The organism is Pseudomonas rhodesiae, assembly GCF_007858255.1.
Lineage (GTDB): Bacteria > Pseudomonadota > Gammaproteobacteria > Pseudomonadales > Pseudomonadaceae > Aquipseudomonas > Aquipseudomonas rhodesiae.
Window position 1 is genome coordinate 50,915 of the sequence record NZ_VFEU01000010.1, and the last position, 22,890, is coordinate 73,804.

General features: G+C 62.2%; 16 protein-coding genes. 9 read left to right on the forward strand and 7 right to left on the reverse strand.

The window, feature by feature from the left end; translation table 11 throughout:
* Nucleotides 1–307: 307 nt before the first annotated feature.
* Both FIV35_RS16240 and FIV35_RS16245 read right to left on the reverse strand, forming a co-directional pair.
* The gene (locus FIV35_RS16240; protein ID WP_052198981.1) at nt 308–5,491 is read right to left on the reverse strand and encodes an NEL-type E3 ubiquitin ligase domain-containing protein; all 5,184 of its coding nucleotides are present in this window, start codon (nt 5,489–5,491) and stop codon (nt 308–310) included.
* An 81-nt stretch (nt 5,492–5,572) separates the two neighbouring features.
* Entirely contained in the window at nt 5,573–7,207 is a 1,635-nt protein-coding gene (locus tag FIV35_RS16245; RefSeq protein ID WP_034138622.1) for an AMP-binding protein, read from the reverse strand.
* Between the two features lie 150 nt (nt 7,208–7,357).
* On the opposite strand from FIV35_RS16245, the gene FIV35_RS16250 reads away from it, so the two are divergent.
* From FIV35_RS16250 to FIV35_RS16265, 4 genes are read left to right on the forward strand one after another with little or no spacing between them, the layout of a single operon-like run.
* Nucleotides 7,358–8,521, forward strand: coding sequence for an isovaleryl-CoA dehydrogenase (locus FIV35_RS16250; RefSeq protein ID WP_034138623.1), 1,164 nt, complete (start codon nt 7,358–7,360; stop codon nt 8,519–8,521).
* Nucleotides 8,522–8,532: 11 nt separating this feature from the next.
* Nucleotides 8,533–10,140: a carboxyl transferase domain-containing protein gene (locus FIV35_RS16255; RefSeq protein ID WP_034138624.1), complete on the forward strand. Its 1,608-nt coding sequence runs from the start codon at nt 8,533–8,535 to the stop codon at nt 10,138–10,140.
* Between the two features lie 15 nt (nt 10,141–10,155).
* A complete protein-coding gene (locus FIV35_RS16260; RefSeq protein WP_034114241.1) occupies nt 10,156–10,962 on the forward strand; it encodes a gamma-carboxygeranoyl-CoA hydratase in 807 nt (268 codons plus the stop codon).
* Entirely contained in the window at nt 10,959–12,884 is a 1,926-nt protein-coding gene (locus FIV35_RS16265) for an acetyl/propionyl/methylcrotonyl-CoA carboxylase subunit alpha (RefSeq protein ID WP_034138625.1), read from the forward strand. Before FIV35_RS16260 ends, FIV35_RS16265 begins: the two co-directional genes overlap by 4 nt.
* On the opposite strand, the gene FIV35_RS16270 is transcribed toward FIV35_RS16265, so the two are convergent.
* Nucleotides 12,881–13,516 carry a LexA family protein gene (locus tag FIV35_RS16270; protein ID WP_034138626.1) on the reverse strand — a complete coding sequence of 212 codons (636 nt, stop codon included), beginning with the start codon at nt 13,514–13,516 and terminating at the stop codon, nt 12,881–12,883. The genes FIV35_RS16265 and FIV35_RS16270 overlap by 4 nt on opposite strands.
* A gap of 131 nt (nt 13,517–13,647) precedes the next feature.
* Here FIV35_RS16270 and FIV35_RS16275 point away from each other — a divergent pair, with 131 nt between their 5' ends.
* The gene (locus tag FIV35_RS16275; RefSeq protein WP_034098818.1) at nt 13,648–13,998 is read left to right on the forward strand and encodes a DUF6124 family protein; all 351 of its coding nucleotides are present in this window, start codon (nt 13,648–13,650) and stop codon (nt 13,996–13,998) included.
* Nucleotides 13,999–14,464: 466 nt separating this feature from the next.
* Nucleotides 14,465–15,616 (forward strand): M14 family metallopeptidase, encoded by a 1,152-nt coding sequence (locus FIV35_RS16280; RefSeq protein WP_034138627.1) that lies wholly within the window; start codon nt 14,465–14,467, stop codon nt 15,614–15,616.
* Between the two features lie 18 nt (nt 15,617–15,634).
* Here the strand turns inward: FIV35_RS16280 and FIV35_RS16285 are convergent, their stop codons facing one another.
* The 4 genes from FIV35_RS16285 to FIV35_RS16300 form a co-directional block, all read right to left on the reverse strand.
* Nucleotides 15,635–16,174 (reverse strand): cytochrome b, encoded by a 540-nt coding sequence (locus FIV35_RS16285; RefSeq protein WP_034138628.1) that lies wholly within the window; start codon nt 16,172–16,174, stop codon nt 15,635–15,637.
* Nucleotides 16,171–17,253: a catalase family peroxidase gene (locus FIV35_RS16290; RefSeq protein WP_034138629.1), complete on the reverse strand. Its 1,083-nt coding sequence runs from the start codon at nt 17,251–17,253 to the stop codon at nt 16,171–16,173. Before FIV35_RS16290 ends, FIV35_RS16285 begins: the two co-directional genes overlap by 4 nt.
* Nucleotides 17,254–17,368: 115 nt before the next feature.
* Complete coding sequence (locus tag FIV35_RS16295) at nt 17,369–18,646, reverse strand: ferredoxin reductase domain-containing protein (protein WP_034138630.1); 1,278 nt, start codon at nt 18,644–18,646, stop codon at nt 17,369–17,371.
* Nucleotides 18,639–20,219, reverse strand: a complete 1,581-nt coding sequence (locus FIV35_RS16300; protein ID WP_080761462.1) for an amino acid adenylation domain-containing protein — start codon at nt 20,217–20,219, stop codon at nt 18,639–18,641. Before FIV35_RS16300 ends, FIV35_RS16295 begins: the two co-directional genes overlap by 8 nt.
* 193 nt (nt 20,220–20,412) lie before the next feature.
* Here FIV35_RS16300 and FIV35_RS16305 point away from each other — a divergent pair, with 193 nt between their 5' ends.
* The 3 genes from FIV35_RS16305 (at nt 20,413) to zapE (ending at nt 22,856) form a co-directional block, all read left to right on the forward strand.
* On the forward strand, nt 20,413–20,919 hold the full coding sequence (locus FIV35_RS16305; RefSeq protein WP_034114253.1) for a sigma-70 family RNA polymerase sigma factor: 507 nt from the start codon (nt 20,413–20,415) through the stop codon (nt 20,917–20,919).
* Nucleotides 20,916–21,653, forward strand: a complete 738-nt coding sequence (locus FIV35_RS16310) for an anti-sigma factor family protein (protein WP_034138631.1) — start codon at nt 20,916–20,918, stop codon at nt 21,651–21,653. Before FIV35_RS16305 ends, FIV35_RS16310 begins: the two co-directional genes overlap by 4 nt.
* A 108-nt stretch (nt 21,654–21,761) precedes the next feature.
* Nucleotides 21,762–22,856, forward strand: coding sequence for a cell division protein ZapE (zapE, locus tag FIV35_RS16315; RefSeq protein ID WP_034138632.1), 1,095 nt, complete (start codon nt 21,762–21,764; stop codon nt 22,854–22,856).
* Nucleotides 22,857–22,890 lie beyond the last annotated feature (34 nt).

A 22,890-nucleotide genomic window follows, 5' to 3' on the forward strand; every position in this document is an offset into this window, starting at 1 on the left:
GCTAACAGATTTTTTTGGAGAAGATGTGCTTCGCAGGGTACGGCGTGCCGAGACCCGCAACCGGATAGAGAAAAATAAAACTACCTTCAGGTAGCTACCCACTGGTTGGATCGCTTGCGAAGAAGCAGATCAGCGCTCAAAAAAATACGTTTGCTCTTGATCCCGGATGGGGATCGCCAAAAACAGCGGTAAAGGGTAACGGTTGCCAAAAACAACAATAGACCGCCCCTCAATAATAAAAAAAGAGCAGGCAACGCACATTAAAGGGGACCTTCGGGTCCCCTTCGTGTTGTGGGCGTTCGGCTCCTCACACCGATGTGCCTTCGGTGGCCATGAAATTGTTCAGCACCTTTCGAGTCAGACGCTGCAATGCCTGTGTTTGCTCTTGCTGTCGCGCCGCCGCCAGTTGCTTGAGTTCCCCGTCGAAGAACGCACTGGGCATGGCGCCATCGACCAGAATGTCGTCTTTGCTTTTGCCCAACAGGCGCGCCAGCCTGTCGACCGCCGCATCATGACGGCTCTGCCAGTCCGCTTGCGCCGCCAGGTCCGCCCCCGTGTCTTGCTCGCCTTGCACATCCGAAAGCTCGAACAACGCCGAGCTTTTTTCCTCGATCAATTCAATACCCGGGCCCATCAATGCCTGGAGCTCCTGCGGGTATCGGCTGCGCAGGTGTTTCTCCCAGAATTCGCGCCCCACGAAAAAAGCGCTCTCGTCAGCGGTAACACTTTCGTTCCTGAGCACTTGCCGATAAGCACTGTCGAGGGCTTGCTGGCTCACATTGGCCTGCTGGGGAAACAGCATTTCACGGGTGTTTATCGGCAGCCCCAGCCTATCCGCCAGCCCGATCCGGTAGGCCAGGATCACTTCGACCTGCTCGGTAAAACCCGGCCCGCGGGAAGCAACGTCCTGTTCAGCCACGGCGTCCACCAGCGTCAGACGGAACAACTGGCGGGCGATGCTGATCAGTGAGCCTTCGCTGTCCGCTTCCCCCGCCTGCTCAAGCGCCTTCAACGCCAACAGCTCACTCTCAAGGTTCATGAACTCCACCGTACTGCCATCCCCGCAGGTGACACGATCATCGGCGATGCCAAACAGCGACTCGCGAATGGCCTGGCTTTGACTGGCGGCCTCCAACAAGTCCCACACCCGCTGGGTCAATGCGGCGCGGGTGACCGGCGAGGCGTATTCGGCGCTGCGGGTAGTGTCGGCCAGGACCGTGAACAGGGCGGCCGAATCAGGGCAAGCCTTCACGTCGTCCCACAGCCGGGCGCGGTGCGTCAGTTCGGCGGCAGGCACCTCTCGCAACCACAGGGTCCGAGCCTCGTCCAACGTGACGTGGTCGGCCCACTGCGCCGGATCCAACGGCGCCTCCAGGCCAAGGCGTTCGCGGGTGGCCGCCGACAGCGGGTTCTCGTGCACGTTGATCCGGTCCAAGTGCTGATACGCATAGTCGGGCAAGGTTGTGATCTGGTTCGAGTGCAGGTCGATCCTGGCCAAGGACGTCAATTGCTCGGCCCCCATCGGAAAGGTCGTGGTGCCGGTGTCGGCCAGATAAAGTTGATTGAGGCTGCGCATGCCCCGCAGATCGGCGGTCCAGCCCAAGCGGCGATTGTCGGACAGATCGAGGATTTTCAGGTCTCGCATCCCTTCGAGGCGCGCACGACTGGCGTCGGTCAGTTGCAGGTCATTGCGACTCAGGTTGAGCTTGGTCAGCCCCGCCCCGCCATGGGTGAACTCCGGCAGTTGCGTGAGGTTGTTTTCGCGCATATTCAGCCAGCGCAGGCGGCCGAATGCGTTGAGAAAGGGGAGCGACTCGTCCGACAGCCCCATTCGGCCTAAATCCAGGCTGCCCACATGATCCATATTCGCCGTTATCGGCGGCAGTTCACCCACCAGTTCGTCCGATAAATCCAGCATGTGGCCAATCGGTGTTTGATCCGCCGCATACGCTTGCGGCGACTGGCGCTGCCACGCGGCCATAATCGTCCCCGCGACCCTGCGACGAATTTGGCTGTGGCCCGGCTCTGCGTCCTGATGCCAGGCGTCCAGCGTCTGCTTCAGCTGGTTGTATTCCTCTTCGAGGCTGCTGAGGCGGGCTAGAACCTGGGCATCAGTCAAACCTTGAAGCCCATACAGGGCTTCGACTTCTTCAAGTGACTTCGACGGGTACAGATACATGGCTTTCATGGTGCAGATAAACGGCCGCCGCCCCGCGCCGCCCACCGGGCTAAGCGGGTACCCAAACCGCCCGTCCGCCAGGCGCATAGGCGACTTGAACCCCGGTTTGATGGCTTGCAAGCCAAGGGCCTGGCGCGTGGCCTCTTCGCTCAAGGGCTGTTGTGCGAGCTGCTCCTTCAACGCCTGGGTGGAGGCTTTCAGTTGCCGCCAATCCGTGCGCCCGCTGTAACCCACCCGCCAGAGCGCGGTGTAGAAAGCATCTTTGTCAGAACGCCAATACTCCAGGTCATCGGGACCGCTGAACAGCTTCCACTCGTTGAGGCTGATGCGCACGAGGCGTAACTGCCTGGGCGCGTCAGCACGCCCGACGCGGTCCAATAATTCACCGTCATAGGTGTCAGCGCGTAACTCAAGACCCACGCCGTCAAGACGACCCGGCAGCGTCGCCAGCTTGTGCAGCGCCAGACGCACACTGTCCGGGGTGAGTTCGTTATCGAACAACAGATCGGTATGGGCGCGCAGGGCTCGGACCTTCTGCCCATAGCGGCGCGCCTCTTCAGCCAAACGCAACGGCACACGAGAGGTTTCGCCCATACGCGCCAACTCCTGGTCGGTGGCGTGGGCCAACAGGTCTTCGGCGATCAGTTTGGGCAAGCCTGGAAAGTCGCGCTGGAGCAGTTGCACATTCGCCTCACTGGACACGTCCCCGGCCGCGATTTCAAGGCCAAACAACCTGGCTTTGCTGTCCTGCGCCAACTCGCGCAATCGGTCGCGGTAACGCAGCGCCCTCGCCTGGGGTGTGCGCTGCTCGCTCATCATGCGTTCAACCAAGCGATCCGCGTACGCCTTATCGGCGGCCGTCGCCAGAAAGTCGGAATCAATTCTGCCGGTCAGCATCAGTTCATAACGCAGCGCTCGCTCGACGGCCGGCTCGTCCAACAGGTGCCGGATCTGCTCTTCGCTCAATTGGCTCAGCAGCGACGGCAGAATCACGCCATCCCGGGTCGCCGCTTGGGCCAGATCGAGCTTGACCACCTGACTGCGTTGGGCGACTGCGGCCGAACGCCAGACGATATCGCCGTCGGCATCCAAGGCGACCAGCACCCTGGCTTCAGGCCACTTGCCGCTGTCGAGCAACAACCTCATTTGCAAGTTCCAGTCGACACGCCCAAAAACGGCAGGGTCGGTACTGCTCAGGCGGTCAATGAAGCCTTGGTAGCGACGGGCAGATTCGAAGCGCCGTAGCACTTCTCTGAACAGCGGCGGCGGCAATTGCTGATCGACGTAAACCCGGCGCAATTGCTCATCCGTGACCCCACTCAGCGCTCGGACCTGCTCCAATTGAGCGTCGCTGAAAGCGTCGACGCTGGGACCGAGACGTCGCAACAGGGTCTTGCGATCCCACGTCAGGGGTTGTTCGAATTCATGCACCCAGGCACCCGCCCCGTTGTGGCGTACCCTGGGCCAGTAACGGGCGTCGCCATCCGGGTGGACGAGCCTGAAATCTCCCTCGGCGATGGCTTGCACCTTGTAGTGACCGCCGTGGGTCGACGGCAGGTACGTGGCGCCTTGATGCTCATACAAGCCCAGGCTGTTCGGCTTCAGCTCAGCGGGCAGGCTGATCGAGTGGGTGTACCGCGTCGGATCGAAGTCAAATAAACGGCTGCGCCCGCCGAAGTCGACATGCACCAAACGCTTGATAAAAGCGGTCTCTTTGAACGCTGCCAGCGCGGCGGGCACCGCCAGCCCCGCCAAGTTCAGACCCACCGCCGAGAAGTGCGCCCAGACCGCGCGCGCATCGCCCTCGGACCACGCCTGTATGCCTTCTGCCACGTCGTCGACCATTTGCACCGCCGCAACTATCAGCATCACTTCGCCAAGGTACGGCACCACAAATGCCGCCACGTTCAGCACATCCAGTATTTTTTTGCCCCACGACCACAGCCAGGCTTTCTCGGCATGGTCCGTAGCCTCTTGAGTGGACACGGCGCTCGCCTGAGCGTTGTCCATGATCGAGCGAACCCGCTGTTGCGCGCTGTCGATCCACACGTCACGCCAAGGCGGTGCGTAGGTGCCCTGGCGGTGAAGCCGGGCTTTGAGCGCCGGATCGAAGTTCTGCGTGGCGGTGTAAACCTCGTCGGGGTCCAGTAGTGCCTTGAGTTTAGTAAAAAACACTTCTTGCCGGGAAAGCGGGACGAACTGGCTGAAGAAGGTACGGTAGTCAGCACGGCACAGGCGCGTGGTCAGGTGGTCGACGAAGACGGTGAGGTTGTCGTAAGCCTTGAGCGGGTGCAGCGGATCGCCGGGGATGTAGACCATGCACGGTCGCGGCAGGATCGTGGCATTTCGCGGATGGGGCTGCCACACCACCGGCCCGATGATCAGCACCTGCTCGATCACGACCGTGCACAACTGCAAGGGCGAAAAGCTGACGTCATCCTCTGCCCATGTGTGCCCGGTCTGTTGAATCAGAATCGCCTGGATCAAGCGATGGTCCTGGGGCTGGATATGGCCCTGCATCAGGGCAATTTCGGCGGCCAACTCCAACTGATTGCGGTGCGCGGTGATCAACGTGCTGTACAGCTGGCCGGTCAGGGCGCCGGGGGGCTTGGCCAGAATCGGGGCGTTGATGATGCCGCGCACATGCTCGTAGTACGACTGCCCCAGGTCCAGCGTCCGGCACAGGGCGGCAAATTCGTGGGCTTTGATCGACAGTTTGAACGACTTGACACTCGCGGGTGCATGCTTCTTTGCGCTGGAATATTGGTGGAAGTTATAGCGGGTGATCAAACGACAATCCAAGCAGATCGGCTTGCTTGCATCGTCCTCGGTGAAATTCATCAAGGCCGCTTCAAGCAGGCTGACGCCCTTGTAGAAATACAGCGGCGACGACGCTGACGACACGGTGGTGGTCGACAGTTCTTCCGAATCGGTGCTGCACGATCTCTGCTCCATCTTGCGCGCGTAGAACACGCTCGTGACGTCGAGGCGTAGGCCGAACTTCTCTTCAATCGCCGCCACCAGCAAGGGTTCGGCATAGTCGGCGGGGCTTTTGAGTTGGCTGAACCATTGATCCAGCTGGTTTAACGACGTCCGGCTGCGGTCGTGGACCGCCTTCAATCGGTTTTTCGCTGTTGAGTCGGCGTTGGTGTACCAGGACGGGATAACCAGCTTGAGGTTGGCCAATTCGGTCTTGCGCCCTGCCAGCGCATCGGTATACCAAGCGGGGGTGTTGTCCTGGATGGGCCCCACATGGGGGCTTGGCTCATCGACATCGGGCAGGGCAAGCGGATCAGTGAGCAGATCGGTCATGGGCATCGCCTTCGAGTAGCGGAATAATCCGCCACTCTAGGCAGCTGGCGCAGGCCGAACGCGGTAGCCCAGCACCCCGTTTCAGCGCTCGGTGCTCAATTCCTGGAGGCTGATCTCGCGCATGCGAAATTTCTGGATCTTGCCCGTGACGGTCATCGGAAACTCATCCACGAACTTGAAGTGCTTAGGCGTCTTGAAGTGCGCAATGCGACCCTTGCACCAGCCCTGCAAATCCAGCTCATCGGTCGCGTGGCCCGGATGGAGTTTGATCCAGGCGACGATTTCTTCGCCGTAGCGCGCATCCGGAATGCCGATCACCTGCACATCGGCCACCGCCGGGTGGGTGAAGAAAAACTCCTCCAACTCGCGCGGGTACACGTTTTCACCGCCGCGAATGATCATGTCCTTATTGCGTCCAGCAATGCGCACATAACCGTGCTCATCCATGCTTGCCAGATCGCCGGTGCGCATCCAGCCGGCCTCGTCGATGGCCTCGCGGGTTGCCTCGGGATTACTCCAGTAGCCGAGCATGACGCTGTAGCCACGGGTGCACAGCTCGCCGATTTCACCGCGCGCGACGGTGTTGCCATCGATGTCGATGATCTTGGTTTCCAACTGCGGTTGGGTGCGGCCGACGGTGGTGACCCGGCGCTCCAGATCATCCTGTGGCCCGGTCTGCAAGGACACTGGGCTGGTTTCGGTCATACCGTAGGCGATCTGCACTTCGCCCATGTGCAACTCGCTGATCACGCGGCGCATCACTTCGATGGGGCACGTGGCGCCGGCCATGATGCCGGTGCGCAGGCTGGATAGCTCGAACTCACCGCGCCGCGGGTGATCAAGCAGCGCGATAAACATGGTGGGCACGCCATACAGGCCAGTGGCGCGTTCTTCGGCGACGGCGCTGAGGGTCAGCAATGGGTCGAAGCCGTCGTTCGGGTAGATCATGGCGGTTCCATGGGTGATACAGCCCAGGTTGCCCATCACCATGCCAAAGCAGTGATACAGCGGCACCGGGATCACCAAGCGATCTTGGGCGGTCAGGCCCAGGCTCTCACCGACCATGTAGCCGTTATTGAGAATATTGTGATGACTGAGCGTGGCCCCCTTGGGGAACCCGGTGGTGCCGGAGGTGTACTGGATATTAACGGCTTGATCGAAGTGCAGGCTGGCCTGGCGCTGGTGCAGTTGCTCGGGCGTTACCTCGGCGCCGAGGGCGGCCAGCGTCGACCAGGGCATAAAGCCTGCCGGCGGGCTGGGATCGAGGCTGATGATGCCGCGCAGGTCGGGTTGCAGTTCCTGGAGCATCCCGTGGTAATCGGAACCCTTGAACGCCCCGGCGCACACTAGCCACTGACAACCGGACTGTTTGAGCACGTAGTCCAGCTCGCTGGTGCGGTACGCCGGGTTGATATTGACCAGGATCACGCCGAGCTTGGCGCTGGCAATCTGGCTGATCAACCACTCGGCGCAGTTCGGCGCCCAGATGCCCAAGCGGTCGCCTGTCTGCAGGCCCAAGGCGAGGAAGGCACGGGCGTGCAGGTCGACGGTATCGGCCAGTTGCCGCCAGGTATAGCGCCGTGACTGATGACGCACCACCAGCGCTTCGCCATCGGGGAATTGCGCCACTGTGCGATCGAAGGCCTGGCCGATGGTCATGGCCAGTAAGGCTTTGTCCTGGGAGCCACGGCTGTAGCTCTGATGCAGTTGATCCATAACGACCCCTGTTATCTTTTTTGTAGGTTGACGTAAACGTAAACTACGATTGACAGCGTCACAACGCAAGCTTACGTTAACGTAAAGGTGAGCGCCCTCCCCTGGCGCGCCGACCACACAACAACAAAGCTCACATTAAGGTGCCTGTCCATGAGTTACCCGTCCCTGAACTTCGCCCTCGGCGAAACCATCGACATGCTGCGCGACCAGGTGCAGTCCTTCGTGGCCAAAGAGGTCGCACCGCGCGCGGCGCAAATCGACAGCGACAACCTGTTCCCCGCCGACCTGTGGCGCAAATTCGGTGACATGGGCCTGCTCGGCATCACCGTTCCGGAAGAGTACGGCGGCGCCGGCCTGGGTTACCTGGCGCATGTGGTGGCCATGGAAGAAATCAGCCGTGGCTCGGCATCCGTGGCGTTGTCCTACGGCGCTCACTCCAATCTCTGTGTGAATCAGATCAACCGCAACGGTAACCACGCACAGAAGCTCAAGTACCTGCCCAAACTGATCAGCGGCGAACACGTCGGTGCCTTGGCCATGAGCGAGCCGAACGCCGGCTCCGATGTGGTCTCGATGAAGCTGCGCGCCGACAAGCGCGGCGACCACTATGTGCTCAACGGCAGCAAGACCTGGATCACCAACGGTCCCGATGCCAACACCTATGTGATTTACGCCAAGACTGACTTGGAAAAAGGCCCACACGGCATCACCGCGTTTATTGTCGAGCGCGACTGGAAGGGCTTTAGCCGTAGCAACAAGTTCGACAAATTGGGCATGCGCGGCTCCAACACCTGCGAGCTGTTTTTCGATGACGTCGAAGTGCCCGAAGACAACATCCTCGGCGTGCTCAATGGCGGCGTGAAAGTGCTGATGAGCGGCCTGGACTATGAGCGCGTGGTGCTCTCCGGCGGCCCCACCGGGATCATGCAGGCGTGCATGGACCTGATCGTGCCGTACATCCACGACCGCAAGCAGTTCGGCCAAAGCATCGGCGAGTTCCAGTTGATCCAGGGCAAAGTCGCCGATATGTACACCCAACTCAACGCCAGCCGCGCCTATCTGTATGCAGTGGCCCAGGCCTGCGAACGTGGCGAGACCACCCGCAAGGACGCCGCCGGGGTGATCCTCTACAGCGCCGAACGGGCCACGCAAATGGCCCTGGATGCGATCCAGATTCTCGGCGGCAACGGCTACATCAACGAATTCCCCGCCGGGCGCCTGTTGCGCGATGCCAAGCTGTATGAAATCGGCGCCGGCACCAGTGAAATCCGGCGGATGCTGATCGGTCGCGAACTGTTCAACGAAACTCGCTGAGGGCACGCGCCATGGCCACCTTGCACACCCAGCTCAACCCGCGCTCGGCGGAGTTCGCCGCCAACAGCGCGGCGATGCGCCAACAGGTCGACGCCCTGCACACTCTGCTCGCTCACGTGCAGCAAGGCGGCGGCGCCAAGGCTCAAGAGCGGCACACCTCACGGGGCAAACTGTTGCCGCGCGAACGCATCAATCGCCTGCTCGATCCGGGCTCGCCGTTTCTTGAACTCAGCCAACTCGCCGCCTATCAGGTCTACGGCGAAGACGTGCCCGCGGCCGGCGTCATCGCCGGAATCGGTCGCGTCGAAGGCGTGGAGTGCATGATTGTGGCCAACGACGCCACGGTCAAAGGTGGCTCCTACTACCCGCTGACCGTAAAAAAACACCTGCGCGCCCAGACCATCGCCGAGCAGAATCGCCTGCCGTGCATCTACCTGGTGGACTCCGGCGGCGCCAACCTGCCGCGTCAAGACGAGGTATTTCCCGACCGCGAGCACTTTGGGCGGATCTTTTTCAACCAGGCCAATATGAGCGCCCAAGGCATCCCGCAGATCGCCGTGGTGATGGGCTCATGCACCGCCGGCGGCGCCTATGTGCCGGCCATGGCCGACGAAGCCATCATGGTGCGCCAGCAGGCCACGATCTTTCTGGCCGGCCCGCCGTTGGTGAAGGCCGCCACCGGGGAAGTGGTCAGCGCCGAAGACCTCGGCGGCGCGGATGTGCATTGCAAAATTTCGGGCGTGGCCGACCACTATGCCGACAGCGATGAACACGCCCTGGCCCTGGCCCGCCGCAGCGTGGCCAACCTCAATTGGCACAAACAGGGCCAGTTGCTGCAACGTACGCCGGTGGCACCGCTGTACAGCGGCGAAGAGTTGTACGGCGTGATTCCGGCCGACCCTAAACAGCCGTTCGACGTACGCGAAGTGATCGCGCGACTGGTGGACGGTTCGGTGTTCGATGAGTTCAAGGCGCTGTTCGGCACCACGCTGGTGTGCGGTTTCGCCCATCTGCACGGCTACCCGATTGCGATCCTGGCCAACAACGGAATTCTGTTCGCCGAAGCCGCGCAGAAAGGCGCGCACTTTATTGAACTGGCCTGCCAGCGCGGCATCCCCCTGCTGTTCCTGCAGAACATCACCGGCTTTATGGTCGGCCAGAAATACGAGGCCGGCGGCATTGCCAAGCACGGCGCCAAACTGGTGACGGCAGTGGCCTGCGCCAAGGTGCCCAAATTTACCGTGATCATCGGCGGCAGCTTTGGTGCCGGTAACTACGGCATGTGCGGTCGCGCCTATGACCCGCGCTTTTTGTGGATGTGGCCGAACGCGCGTATCGGCGTGATGGGCGCCGAACAGGCGGCCGGCGTGCTGGTGCAGGTCAAGCGCGAGCAGGCCGAACGCGCGGGCGCCAGGTTCAGTGCCGAGGAGGAAGCCGCGATCAAGCAGCCGATCCTCGACCAGTACGAAACCCAGGGGCACCCCTACTATTCCAGCGCGCGCCTGTGGGATGACGGCGTGATCGATCCGTTGCAGACCCGCGACGTGCTGGCCCTGGCCCTGTCCGCGGCCTTGAACGCCCCCATCGAGCCGAGCCGCTTCGGCGTGTTCCGCATGTAAATGGAGCAGCACCCCATGAGCGATTTCAACACCCTCGAACTGATCGCCGACCGCCGTGGCTTTGCCACGCTGTGGCTCAGTCGTGAAGCCAAGAACAACGCGTTCAATGCCGAGATGATCCGCGAGCTGATCATCGCCCTCGACCAGGTGCAGGGCGATGCTTCCCTGCGGTTCCTGGTGCTGCGCGGGCGCGGTAAGCATTTCAGCGCCGGGGCCGACCTGGCCTGGATGCAGCAATCGGCCGAGCTGGATTACCACACCAATCTCGACGACGCCCGCGAACTGGCGGAACTGATGTACAACCTGGCCAAGCTGAAAATCCCCACCCTGGCGGTGGTGCAAGGTGCAGCCTACGGCGGCGCCCTGGGCTTGATCAGTTGCTGCGACATGGCCATCGGCGCCGACGATGCGCAGTTCTGCCTGTCGGAAGTGCGCATCGGCCTGGCGCCGGCGGTGATCAGCCCGTTCGTGGTGCAAGCCATCGGCGAACGCGCGGCACGGCGCTACGCCCTCACCGCCGAGCGCTTCGGCGGCCAGCGCGCGCGGGAGATCGGCCTGTTGGCTGAAAGCTACCCGGCGGACGAGCTGGAGATTCACGTCGAACACTGGATAGCCAACCTGCTGCATAACAGCCCGGCGGCGATGCGCGCCAGCAAGGATCTGCTGCGTGAAGTCGGCAACGGCGCCCTCACCCCGGCGTTGCGCCGCTACTGCGAAAACGCCATCGCCCGCATCCGCGTCAGCCCCGAGGGCCAGGAAGGCTTACGCGCTTTCCTGCAAAAACGTCCACCGAGCTGGCAAGCGCAGGAGCCGCGTTCATGAGTACTTTGACCCGCATACTGGTGGCCAACCGGGGTGAAATCGCCTGTCGCGTGATGCGCACCGCCAAGGCCATGGGGCTGACCACCGTGGCCGTGCACAGCGCCATCGACCGCGACGCGCGCCATTGCCGCGAAGCGGATATCTGCGTCGACCTGGGGGGCAGCAAGGCCAGTGACAGTTACCTGCAAATCGACAAACTGATCGCCGCCGCCCAGGCCAGCGGCGCCCAGGCGATTCATCCGGGCTACGGGTTTCTCTCGGAAAACGCCGGGTTCGCCCGCGCCATCGAAGCCGCCGGCTTGATCTTCCTCGGCCCGCCCGCCTCTGCCATCGACGCCATGGGCAGCAAATCCGCAGCCAAAGCGTTGATGGAAACCGCCGGCGTGCCCCTGGTACCGGGTTACCACGGCGAGGCCCAAGACCTGGAGACTTTCCGCGACGCCTGTGCCCGCATCGGTTACCCGGTGCTGCTCAAGGCCACGGCCGGCGGCGGCGGCAAAGGCATGAAAGTGGTCGAGGATGTCAGCCAATTGGCCGACGCCCTGGCCTCTGCCCAACGCGAGGCGTTGTCGTCATTTGGCAACGCCCAGATGCTGGTGGAGAAATACCTGCTCAAGCCCCGTCATGTGGAAATCCAGGTTTTCGCCGACCAGCACGGGCACTGCCTGTACCTGAATGAACGGGATTGCTCGATTCAGCGCCGTCATCAGAAGGTCGTGGAGGAAGCTCCGGCCCCCGGCTTGAGCGCTGAACAGCGCCGTGCCATGGGCGAGGCTGCCGTGCGGGCGGCCCAGGCGATCGGCTATGTCGGCGCCGGCACCGTGGAGTTTTTGCTCGACGCGCGCGGCGAGTTCTTCTTTATGGAGATGAATACGCGGTTGCAGGTCGAACATCCGGTCACCGAAGCGATTACCGGTCTGGACCTGGTGGCCTGGCAGATCCGCGTGGCCCAGGGCCAGGCGCTGCCGATCACCCAGGCACAGGTGCCCTTGATCGGACATGCCATCGAAGTGCGTCTGTATGCCGAGGACCCGGCCAATGATTTTCTGCCCGCCACCGGGCACTTGGCGCTGTACCGCGAATCCACCCCCGGCCCTGGGCGCCGCGTGGACAGCGGCGTGAGTGAGGGGGATAACGTTTCGCCCTTCTACGATCCGATGTTGGGCAAGTTGATTGCCTGGGGCGAGGACCGTGAACAGGCGCGCCTGCGCTTGCTGAGCATGCTCGACGAATTCGCCGTGGGCGGGCTGAAGACCAACCTGGGCTTCCTGCGGCGCATTATTGGGCACCCGGCATTCGCCGCAGCCGAACTGGATACCGGGTTTATTCCGCGCTATCAGGAACAATTGCTGCCGCCGACCGGCGCGCTGAGTGATGATTTCTGGCAGGCCGCAGGTGCCGCGCTGATGCACAGCCTGCCCGCCGGCGACGGCCCGTGGGCAGACACCCGTGGCTTTCGCGCGGGGTTGCCCGCTGAGGTTTCGTTGCACTTGAGCTGCAACGGGCAGGACCGACTGGTGACCCTGGCGCCAGACATTACGCAGTTGCACGGCGAGCAGTTGAGCATCGAACGCGACGGCGTGCGTCGCAGCTATCTGGCGGTCCGGCACGACGGCGGCGTGTTTGTACGCTGGGACGGTGAAATGCATGGGGTCAGCCTGTTCGACCCGATTGCTGCCGTGGAAGCCAACCAATCCCATCAGGGTGGCCTGACGGCGCCCATGAACGGCAGCATTGTGCGGGTGCTGGTGCAGGCCGGCCAGGCGGTCGAGGCCGGTACGCAACTGGTGGTGCTCGAAGCGATGAAGATGGAACACAGCATCCGTGCTCCCGAAGCCGGGGTGGTCAAGGCGCTGTTCTGTCAGGAAGGCGAAATGGTCGCCGAAGGCTGCACGCTGGTGGAGCTGGAAACGGCGGACTAGAACCTCGCCATGGCCTGCACCACTACACCGAGGATGCGACACGCCTCGGTGAACAGCTGTTTAGGGTACGTGGGGTTGAGCGGCACCAGGTAGAGCTGGCCGCTCTCCTCCCGTAACTGGCGGAAGGTCGCGTGAGGGTTGTCGGCCCATTGCGCGACCACCAGTTTACCGGGGCCGGCACTGACGGCCGGGTCTACCAGGATCATCATGCCTGCGCCGATGCTCAAGCCGCTGGGCGCGGTCATGGCATCGCCCGTGACCGGCAGCCAGAAGGCGTCGCCCCTGGCGTGATAATCCGTGGTTTCATAGCGCGCGCCAGCATAGGCCGGGCGCTCCTCGCGGGCTTCGCACAGGCCTCTCCATTCATTGACGGGGTAGCGGAAAAACGCCGCGTGCCGTGGCGTCGGCAATGCCGGTTCGGCGCGACGCTCGCGCACTTCCTGCACCACTTCCAGATCCCCCAGACCCAATGCTTCCAGCACCCGGTTCATGTCCTCCAGGCTCGGCACGCGACGCTTGTTGAGCCAATGACCGACGCCCCCCTGGGACATGCCCAAGCGCTCAGCCAGTTCACCTTGCGTGACCTTGCGGTCTTTCATGTTGGCCCTGACCAACGCGATCCATTTATCCATGGGCCCAGACAATACGTCAGGTATTTTTCAGGGCAATAAACAGTTTGTAGTAATCCATAAAACGACATAAATACGATACGTACTATTATCAGGCATAAGGTTTTCAACACCCACCCAGAGTACTGCCCCTTATGACGACGAGCCCGTACCTCCTGCCTGAACCCGCTGAAAACGATGAGCTGCAAGACCTGCGCAGCAGCGGCGCCGCCCAGCGCGCGCTGGATTTCTACCTGAAAGAAGAGATGTCGACGCCGGTGGCGAACGAGGCGTTGTTCGCCATCAAAGCAGGTATCAGTCAGGAAGAAGCCTTGATACATGCCTCGGACCTGCTGCGCAGCGCGGCGGCCACTGCGTATGAATCCGCGAGCAACCACCAGGGTAATCAGCGGGACCTGGCGTTTTCAGTGGTGTATTTGATCGATATGGCGAAGGCGATGGTCGAGCGGTCGTTGCAGGTGCGCGAAGCGCAGGCGGACAGCTGATCGGCGCAAAGGAAAAATATTTCTATCCCACGGATAAAAACATTTGACTTGCAAATGATAATGATTATTATTGAACCCAGCTGATCGCGAGATCAGTCGATAGACCAAGAGACCTTAGGTCGGACTCTTGGAATATCTCCTCATCAGGCTAATCACGGTTTTTGACCCGGCTCTTTGGCCGGGTCTTTTTTTTTGCCAGTTTCCCTGGCATGGCTTCAGGCTAATGAAGACTGTGTGTTGCGTGATGGCGCGCATGGTAGCAAAAGACCATCGCCGAATGAAAGCTACCCAAAGGCTCTGGCTCACATCTTTGGGAAATAGCGCTTGAGAATCAATCTCATAAATTCTAAGCTGCGGCGGCGTCAAGGATGATGCCCCCCTCCCTGCGCAACAATTTTGCATCCAGGCTTTACCGGACTCCTGTGTAATATAGCCGCCACAATACTCATAATCAGGCAACCAGACTATGACAGTGGCCTTGACCTCCATCAGAATCAGCACCGACTTCGACAGTGGCAATATCCAGGTGCTGGACGCCAGCGATGCCTATCAATTGCTGCTGGCGATCAAACCCGACACACGCAGCCAGCATTTCCAGTGGTTTCACTTCAAGGCCGAGGGTATGCATGTGGGCCATACCCACACCTTCCGCTTGAGCAATGCCGGGCGCTCTTCATATCCCCATGCCTGGAGCGGCTACAACGCCGTAGCCTCCTACGACCACGTCAACTGGTTCCGCGTGCCGACACGCTTCGATGGCGAAATCCTGCACATCAGCCTGGAGACTCGCGAGAAGCACGCCTGGTTCGCTTACTTCGAACCCTACAGCCGCGAACGTCATGACGGCTTGATCGAGCAGGCGCTCAAACACACCGGCACCCAGTTGCTGGCCACCGGCAAGAGTGTCGAAGGCCGCGACATTCAGTTGCTGCGCCGGGGCAAAGGCGGCGAAGGACGACGCAACGTATGGATCATCGCCCAGCAACATCCGGGCGAACACATGGCCGAATGGTTTATGGAAGGGATCATCGAACGATTGCAACAGGACGGCGATGCCGAGCTGAAAAAACTGCTGGCGGTGGCTGACCTGTACCTGGTGCCGAATATGAATCCGGACGGCGCCTTCCACGGGCACCTGCGCACCAACGCCATGGGCCAGGACCTCAACCGCGCGTGGCAGAGCGCGAGCCAGGACCTCAGCCCGGAAGTACTGTTCGTGCAACAGCAGATGGAACAGTACGGCGTGGACCTGTTCCTGGATATCCACGGTGACGAAGAAATCCCCTATGTATTCGCCGCTGCCTGCGAAGGCAACCCAGGCTACACGCCGCGCATCGAAGCCCTGGAAAAACACTTTCGCAGCCACCTCAGCGGCTTGACCCGTGACTTCCAGACCACTCATGGCTACACCCGCGACCTGCCGGGCGAAGCCAACATGACGTTGGCCTGCAATGCGGTCGGCCAAAAGTACGATTGCCTGTCGCTGACCTTGGAAATGCCCTTCAAGGACAACAACGACGCGCCCAACCCGAAAACCGGCTGGTCGGGCGAGCGCTCGAAACAGCTGGGCAAGGATGTACTGAGCAGCGTCGCCGATATCGTCGGCCTGTTGCGCTGACAGCAACGCGCCCCGGCATCAGTCCTTGGTGCCGGTCATGCTCTGCAATACACCATCGCGTCGGATCAGCCCATGAAACAACGCCGCCGCCAGGTGCACCAACACCGTGAGAAACAGCAGGTACGCCAGGTACCCATGGGCCTTACGCAGCAGCGCGAACAACGGTGCGTTCGCCTCCACCAGCGCCGGTAGTCGTACGGAGCTGCTGAGCATCACCGGGTCGCCCGCCGCTGAAATCATCGCCCAGCCCAGCAGCGGCAATGCCAGCATCAAACCATACAACATCAGGTGCGATGCCTTTGCTGCCAACACTTGCCACTGCGGCAAGTCCTGGGGCAGAGGCGGTTGCTGCGTGGAAAAGCGCACCACCAGCCTGACGATAACCAGCGCCAGAATCGCAATACCCAACGGTTTATGCAGTTGGATCAGCCAGGCATGCCGCTCCGAGACCGAGGCCGCCAAGCCCGCGCCGATAAACAGCATGGCGATGACCATCAGCGCCATCAGCCAGTGCAGCAGGCGCGCCAAGGGCGCGAAGAGTTGTGGAGAGGCCTTCATGGTTTCGACTCCTGTGGAGCATGGTGCAAGGGGCTGACCTCGCCGGCGCGGCGCAGGTAAGAACTGGCGTATGCCGCCGAGCGGGCCGCCAGCAAGGGGTCATTGGAGGCTTGAATACCGCTGGGCAGAATCAACGGATCGAAGTTGATATCGCGGCAGTCGCCGTCGGCCTGGGGCTGGCTGCTTTGCACCACCAGGGTACCGGCGTTCAGCACCGTATGGGGGCCGGACCAGGGTTTACTGGCATCGTCCAGCACGTCGCCGGGGTTGGCCAGGGTCATGTTCAACTGCCAGCGCAGCGGCCCGGCGGCCAGTCGCTGCACCAGGTCTTTCTCCAGGAAGTCCGAACCATCGACGGCGGTATCACCCACCGCGTCTTGGCTTTGGGGCACCACCGCCCAGCGCACGGCTTGACGCTTGCCCTCCCCGTTCACCAGATAAAACGCATTGATGCCGTTATAGGTTTCGGTCGCGTAACTGGCCGACGGTTTGGCGGTCTTGACCCATGCCAGGAACGGTGCGGCCTCCGGATGGGCGGCAAAAAACGCCGGCATGTTCGCTGGGTTCGGCTTGCCGGTGGCTGGGTCCGGCGCGCCCGCCTTGAGCAACTGATAGAACGCCTCGGGCGTGCCCACCGGGAACACCGGCATGCTGTTCATGCCGGTGCGCCATTGCTGGCCGTTGGCCTGGCTGAACTGCACGGCAAAACTACGGATCGGCACGCTGCTATCAGGCGCGTACGGGTTGCCGCTGGGCAAGGCGAAGCGGCCGATCAACGGGGTTTTGGCCTCGCTGAACACCTCGGCACTCGAATAGGCGCGCGCCTCGGCAGAGCTTTGGAAGTAACCCGCCACGCACACGCCTTTGGCGTGGTTGCGCCGATAGCCAGGGTGCACGCCGTTGTTGGTTTCCAGGGCATTGACCAAGGTTTTAGGCCGCAGCCGCTGTGGGTCGAGTGTGCCATTGACGTAGGCAAACGCTGCGGCCAAACCGGCCACCACAACACCGATGGCAGCAAGACGCACCACCAGGCTTGCGGTACTCAAGGCAGGACGGGGCGGTGATGGGTGATCCAGCATAAAAAACTCCAGGGCCGAGGGCCGCAGGGGGAAAGTGCTATGAGACGAATCCCACGTAGGCTTATTCCCCCTTCACTGTAGTTTTTTTCAGCGGTACGACCTCACATACCGCGCTTCAGGAATCCCAAATCGCGCCATAGGCCGCAATGCCCCTGGCTTCAAGCTCTTGCACCACATGTCGCGTCAATGCCTGGTTGGCGATACAGATCACCGCCTCCGCCCCGCAGGCCTGCACGGCGCCATAGGCCAGTTGTACCAAGTCGGGTTTGCCGCGTTCGGCGGTGTCCCAGATCAACGCCTGGGGGTGAGCCCGCAGAATCTCGTCGACCAGGGCATCGCCATAGGTCGCTCGTGGGCTGCGGGTCGACCAGATCAACTGGATCGGCACTTTGCGCGCCAACACGTGCGGCATCACCGGGCCGATCCCGCTGCCAGTGGCGACGTACACCACCGACTTGAACAGGGTTTCCACATTGGCCACTCCCGCGGTGGTAATGCCCTTGACCCACACATGACGGGGTAACGCGTCGATAAAGCGGCCCGTCCAATCCCCGGCCCGGGAGATGACCAAACGAAACCCCGCCTCCCGCGGGGCCGGAATATTGGCAAACGCGTGCCATTCCAACAGCGGGTGCCGGCTGATGGCAGTGGATGAACCGGCAAACGGCGTGGTGTGGGCGAACCGCGTAATCACCGCATGGGACGAAGGCCGTATGTGCTCCACCGCAACTTTGCGCAAGCGCAACCATGGCAGCACGATACTGATACTCACCAGCCCCAACAGCCAGAACGCGCCATTGTGTAACAGATCGGTGGGGCGCTCTGAGGAAGCCATCAGCGTCAGCGCCCAAAACAATCCCAATGCGGACCAGCCCGCAAAGCGGTGCACCCGCTCGAAAGCGTTGTGAAACCGGCTACGCACCCACGGCTGGGCCATGATCACCATCACCACCAGCAATCCCAGCAGCGCGCTGCCCAGCCATAATGTGCTCGACGCAACCACCTCGACCTGCACCCACTGCGCCTGCATCATCGCCGCAAACCAAGCCGTGGCCGCCAGGGCCGCACCACTGTGCAACCCGCCCAGGTGATACACCTTCGCCGCGCTGCGCCGGATACGCAGTGGCCAAGTGATCGGCACCCGCGTCGCCAGCCAGAACAGGGCATTGATCACGTACTGCTGACGAATCAGGATCGCCAGGGACAGGTTGATCAGCACCATTTGCGAAAGCACCTGCACGTCAATCCGCGGCCACCACCACAAGAACGTGCCGTTACCCAGCAACACCAACCCGGCGAGGCGGTTGTAATAGGAAAACAGCGGCAACGCCCGCCAGCGTCGCCATAGCGCGGGCCTGGGCGGAACCACGGTACGGCTCAGGGCATCAAGCATGGCTGGCTTCCCCTTGCCGTTCCACGGCCCACTGCAACAGCAACGCCTTGTCGACCTTGCCCCTGGCGGTCAACGGAAAATGCTCCAAGGCAACGATCAGCGACGGCACGCAGTAATACGCCAGCCGTTGCGCACACGCCTGTCGGCAGGATTCGATATCGGCGCTGGCCGGCGACACGAACGCCACCAGGCTTCGGCTGTCGAGCTTGAGGGTGACAGCCCGCGTGCATCCTTCGCCGGCCTCGATGGCCGAGGACACTGCATCCAGCTCTACACGAAACCCACGCACCTTGACCTGGTCATCCACGCGCCCCAGGTGTTCGAGCTGGCCGTCCGCCGTCCAGCGTCCCAGGTCGCGGGTGCGGAACATCAGGTTGTCGCCGCCCAGGAACGGATCGGGGCGATATCGCTCTTGGGTCAACGCCGGGTTGTTCAAGTAGCCGGCCGTGACGCCCAACCCACCGGCCCACATTTCCCCAGGTTGGCCCAGCTCGCAGGCACGCCCTTGTTCGTCGAGCACATACACCGTGTTGTTCGGGGTTGGCCGGCCGATGGTCAGCAAGGCGCCAGACTCATGCCGGTGCAAGGTATTGACGATGGTGGTTTCGGTGGGCCCACAACCGTTGTAGAACGTGCAGTGCGCCGCCCACTGATCGGCCAAGGCCTGCGTGCAGGGCTCGCCGGCCACCGCGACCGTCTGCAGGTCGGGGCATTGGTGAGGACTCAAGGTCGCCAGGATTGAGGGTGTGGCAATCAACACATGACAGCGCGCGGCGGTCTGTGGGATGTCCTTGCCACGGATCAACAGCGTGGCACCGTGGGCCAGGCAACCGAGGATTTCCCAGGCAGCCATGTCAAAGCCGATATTGAGAACCTGCCCGACCGTGCGGCCCGGGGCCATGCCCATGCAGCCGGGCTCGGTCAACAGGATATTGCACAGGTTGCGGTGACTGACGCGCACGCCATTGGGACGCCCGGTGGTGCCGGACGTGAACAGCACAAAGCACAGGTCGTCGGGCTCTACCACCGCGAATGCCTGTTGGTTGTCCTGGGCAACTTCGGCTTCCTCCGCCAGGAATGCGTCCAGCCACAGGCACCGGTGAGCCGCTTCTGCGGGGATGCGTTCGGCCAGGTTCGACAGGGTCAGAATCACCGGACTACTCAGCGAGTCGAGGATCATCGCCAACTGCACAGGCGGTACAATCCGCGCATCCTGCGGCACATAGGCGGCCCCCACCTTCAATACCGCCAGCAAGCCCACCAGCATGGGAATGGACCGCTCGACGAACAACGCCACGGTATCGCCCTGCTTGACCCCGCGCTCAACCAACCGCGCGGCCAGCCGATTGGCCTGGCGGTTGAGTTGTTCATAACTGATCCGCTGGCCCGCCCATTCGGCCGCGATAGCCTGAGGCGCCCTCGCGGCGTGCGCTTCGATCGCCAGATGAATGCAGCCGTATTCCGGCTGAACAATGGCGCCGCAGCCCCATTGCTCGAAAATCACTTGCTGCGCCGCCGGCAAGTGCGCCAGTTCCGGCCGAAAATAAGATGCTTTGCCTGTCAGTAATGCCATCAATACGCCCTCGCCATTGCTGCCGATCCTGTACCGGCAGTCACGAGGCTGGATTGAGGCGGGCGTGGGGCATTACAGGCCTGTGGGCTATCCAGAGAGGGCGCACCCACAAGGGCAACATTTCTTTCAGGTAGGCATGGAATAACCTACGCGGGCGAACGTCTACTCTCACAACTGGCTAGACTGACCCACCATGCATGAACTCGACGAACCGCTACGCGAACTCCTGCCCCGGCTGCGGCGCTTTGCCGTGTCCCTGACGCGCAACACCAGCAGCGCCGACGATCTGGTGCAGGCCACCTTGGAGCGTGCAATCACCCGCTGGGGCGACAAACGCCCGGAAGGCGACCTGCGCGCGTGGCTGTTCTCGATCCTCTACCGGCAGTTTCTCGATGCCCAGCGCCGTACCCGCCGTTATGCGCGCATGCTCGACTTTTTTACCGGACGCGAAGACGTGCAGCCCTCGGTCGAACGCACCGTGATGGCCCAGTCGACCCTGCAAGCCTTCGATCAATTGAACACCGAGCAACGCGCGCTGCTGCTGTGGGTGTCCGTGGAAGGTTTGAGCTACAAAGAAGTCGCCGAGATTCTCGACGTGCCCCTCGGCACCGTGATGTCGCGGTTGTCACGGGCGCGCCAGGCCCTGCGTCAACTCAGCGATGGCGAAATTGCCAGCCCTTCTCTGCGGATACTCAAATGATCAGCCTGCCTCCCAACGAACATGACTTACATGCCTACGTCGATCATCAGCTTTCTGAGAATGACCGGCGTGCCCTGGACACCTGGCTGGCGACCCACCCGGAGGTGGCGGCCCAAGTGCAGGCCTGGCAACAGGACGCACATGCATTGCGCGCAGCCTTGGGTGGCGCCCTGCAACAGCCCGCCAACCCGCAGTTGGACCCCGCGCTGATCCGCCAGCGCGTCCGGCACAATACGCGTCGCCACTTGGCCACGGCAGCGCTGTTGCTGGTGGCGGTGAGCCTCGGCGGCTGGGGCGGCTGGCAGGCCCGCGAGGCGACTCAACCGCCGCTGCAACCCATGGCCGATGCCATGCAGGCGTTCCGCCTGTTCGCCCAGGACGGCATCCTGCCCGCCGACTACCGTGCTCAGGACAGCGGCACCATGCAAGCCTGGCTCGACCGTTACTTCCAACAGGCCCAGCGTTTGCCGGACTTGAGCCAGTCGGGCTTCATGCCGGTCAGCGGGCGTCTGCTCACCACCGATCAAGGCGCCGCTGCCATGGTGCTGTACCAGGACGCGCAAGGGCGGCGTATCAGTTTCTACATTCGCCCGCCGGGCCCGGACAACGGCTTCCTGCCCCGTGGCAGCCGCACCGCCGATGGGCTACAAGCGCAGTACTGGTCCGGTGGCGGCTATAACTACGCGGTGGTCAGCCCGGTGGATCACCCGGTGGCGCCGCTGCAGACCTTCTAGTCGTGGGGGTCATGCGTTTTCGAGATGGCCGATGCGCGCCTTCGCGATTGGTCAAAACGTGAAGAGCATCCTAAAGTGAGCGACCTTTGACCCACAGAGTGATCCGCAGTGGCCGTGCCGACTTTGATCCGTCGCCTGCTTGGTAAACAACGCGCGCCACGCAGCGACGCCTCCATCCCCGAGTTTTTTGCGCACAAAGCCCAACAGCAGGGCTACACCCTCAGCGCCGGGCAAACCCGAGCGATTGCCGCCATGGCCCGCGAGACCGGCCACCTGCTCGACGGCCAAGCCACCCGTGGCCTGTACCTGCACGGGCCGGTGGGGCGCGGTAAGAGCTGGCTGTTGGACGGCTTTTTCCAGGCGCTGCCGCTGGCCGAGAAACAGCGGGTGCATTTCCACGATTTCTTCGCGCGTCTGCACCGGGGCATGTTCCAGCACCGTGAACAGGATGACGCGCTGGGCGTGACCCTCGATGAGCTGTTGGCAGACTGCCGGGTGCTGTGCTTCGACGAGTTCCACGTCCACGATATCGGCGATGCCATGCTTATCAGCCGATTGTTCAAAGCGCTGTTCCAGCGCGGCATGCTGGTACTGGTCACCTCCAACTACGCGCCCGAAGGACTGCTGCCCAACCCGCTGTACCACGAGCGCTTCAAGCCGGTGATCGACCTGATCGCCGCGCGCATGGACGTGCTGGAAGTCAGCTCGCCCCAGGACTTTCGCAGCCTGCCCCAGGCCCATGCCACGCAGCGCTTTACCGCCGGCGTCTACCTGTGGCCAGGCACGGCCGCGCAGCGTGCGGCCCTCGGCCTGCCGGCGACTCAAGGCCCAGCGCAGCAGTTGCAGGTGGGCAATCGGCAACTGGTATGTCGCCACCACCAAGCGCGCACCATCGTCTTCACCTTCGCCGATCTTTGCGAGCAACTGACGGCGGTGATGGACTACCTCTTGCTGTGCGAGACGTTCGATCACTGGATCATCGACGGCCTGCCCCACCTGGCGCAGTGCCCGATTGCCGTACAACAACGCTTCATCAATCTGGTGGACGTGCTCTACGACCGCGACAAACACCTGACCCTGATCGGCACCGAGCCCCTGGCCGACTGCCTGGCGGGCGAGGCCATCGACCTGGCCCGCACCGCCAGCCGCCTGAGCCAATTGCAACAGGTCGACCCGCAACCCATGCCCGACCCGGTATCATAAGCGCCCTTTAAGCCCCCTTGCCGAGTGACCGCGC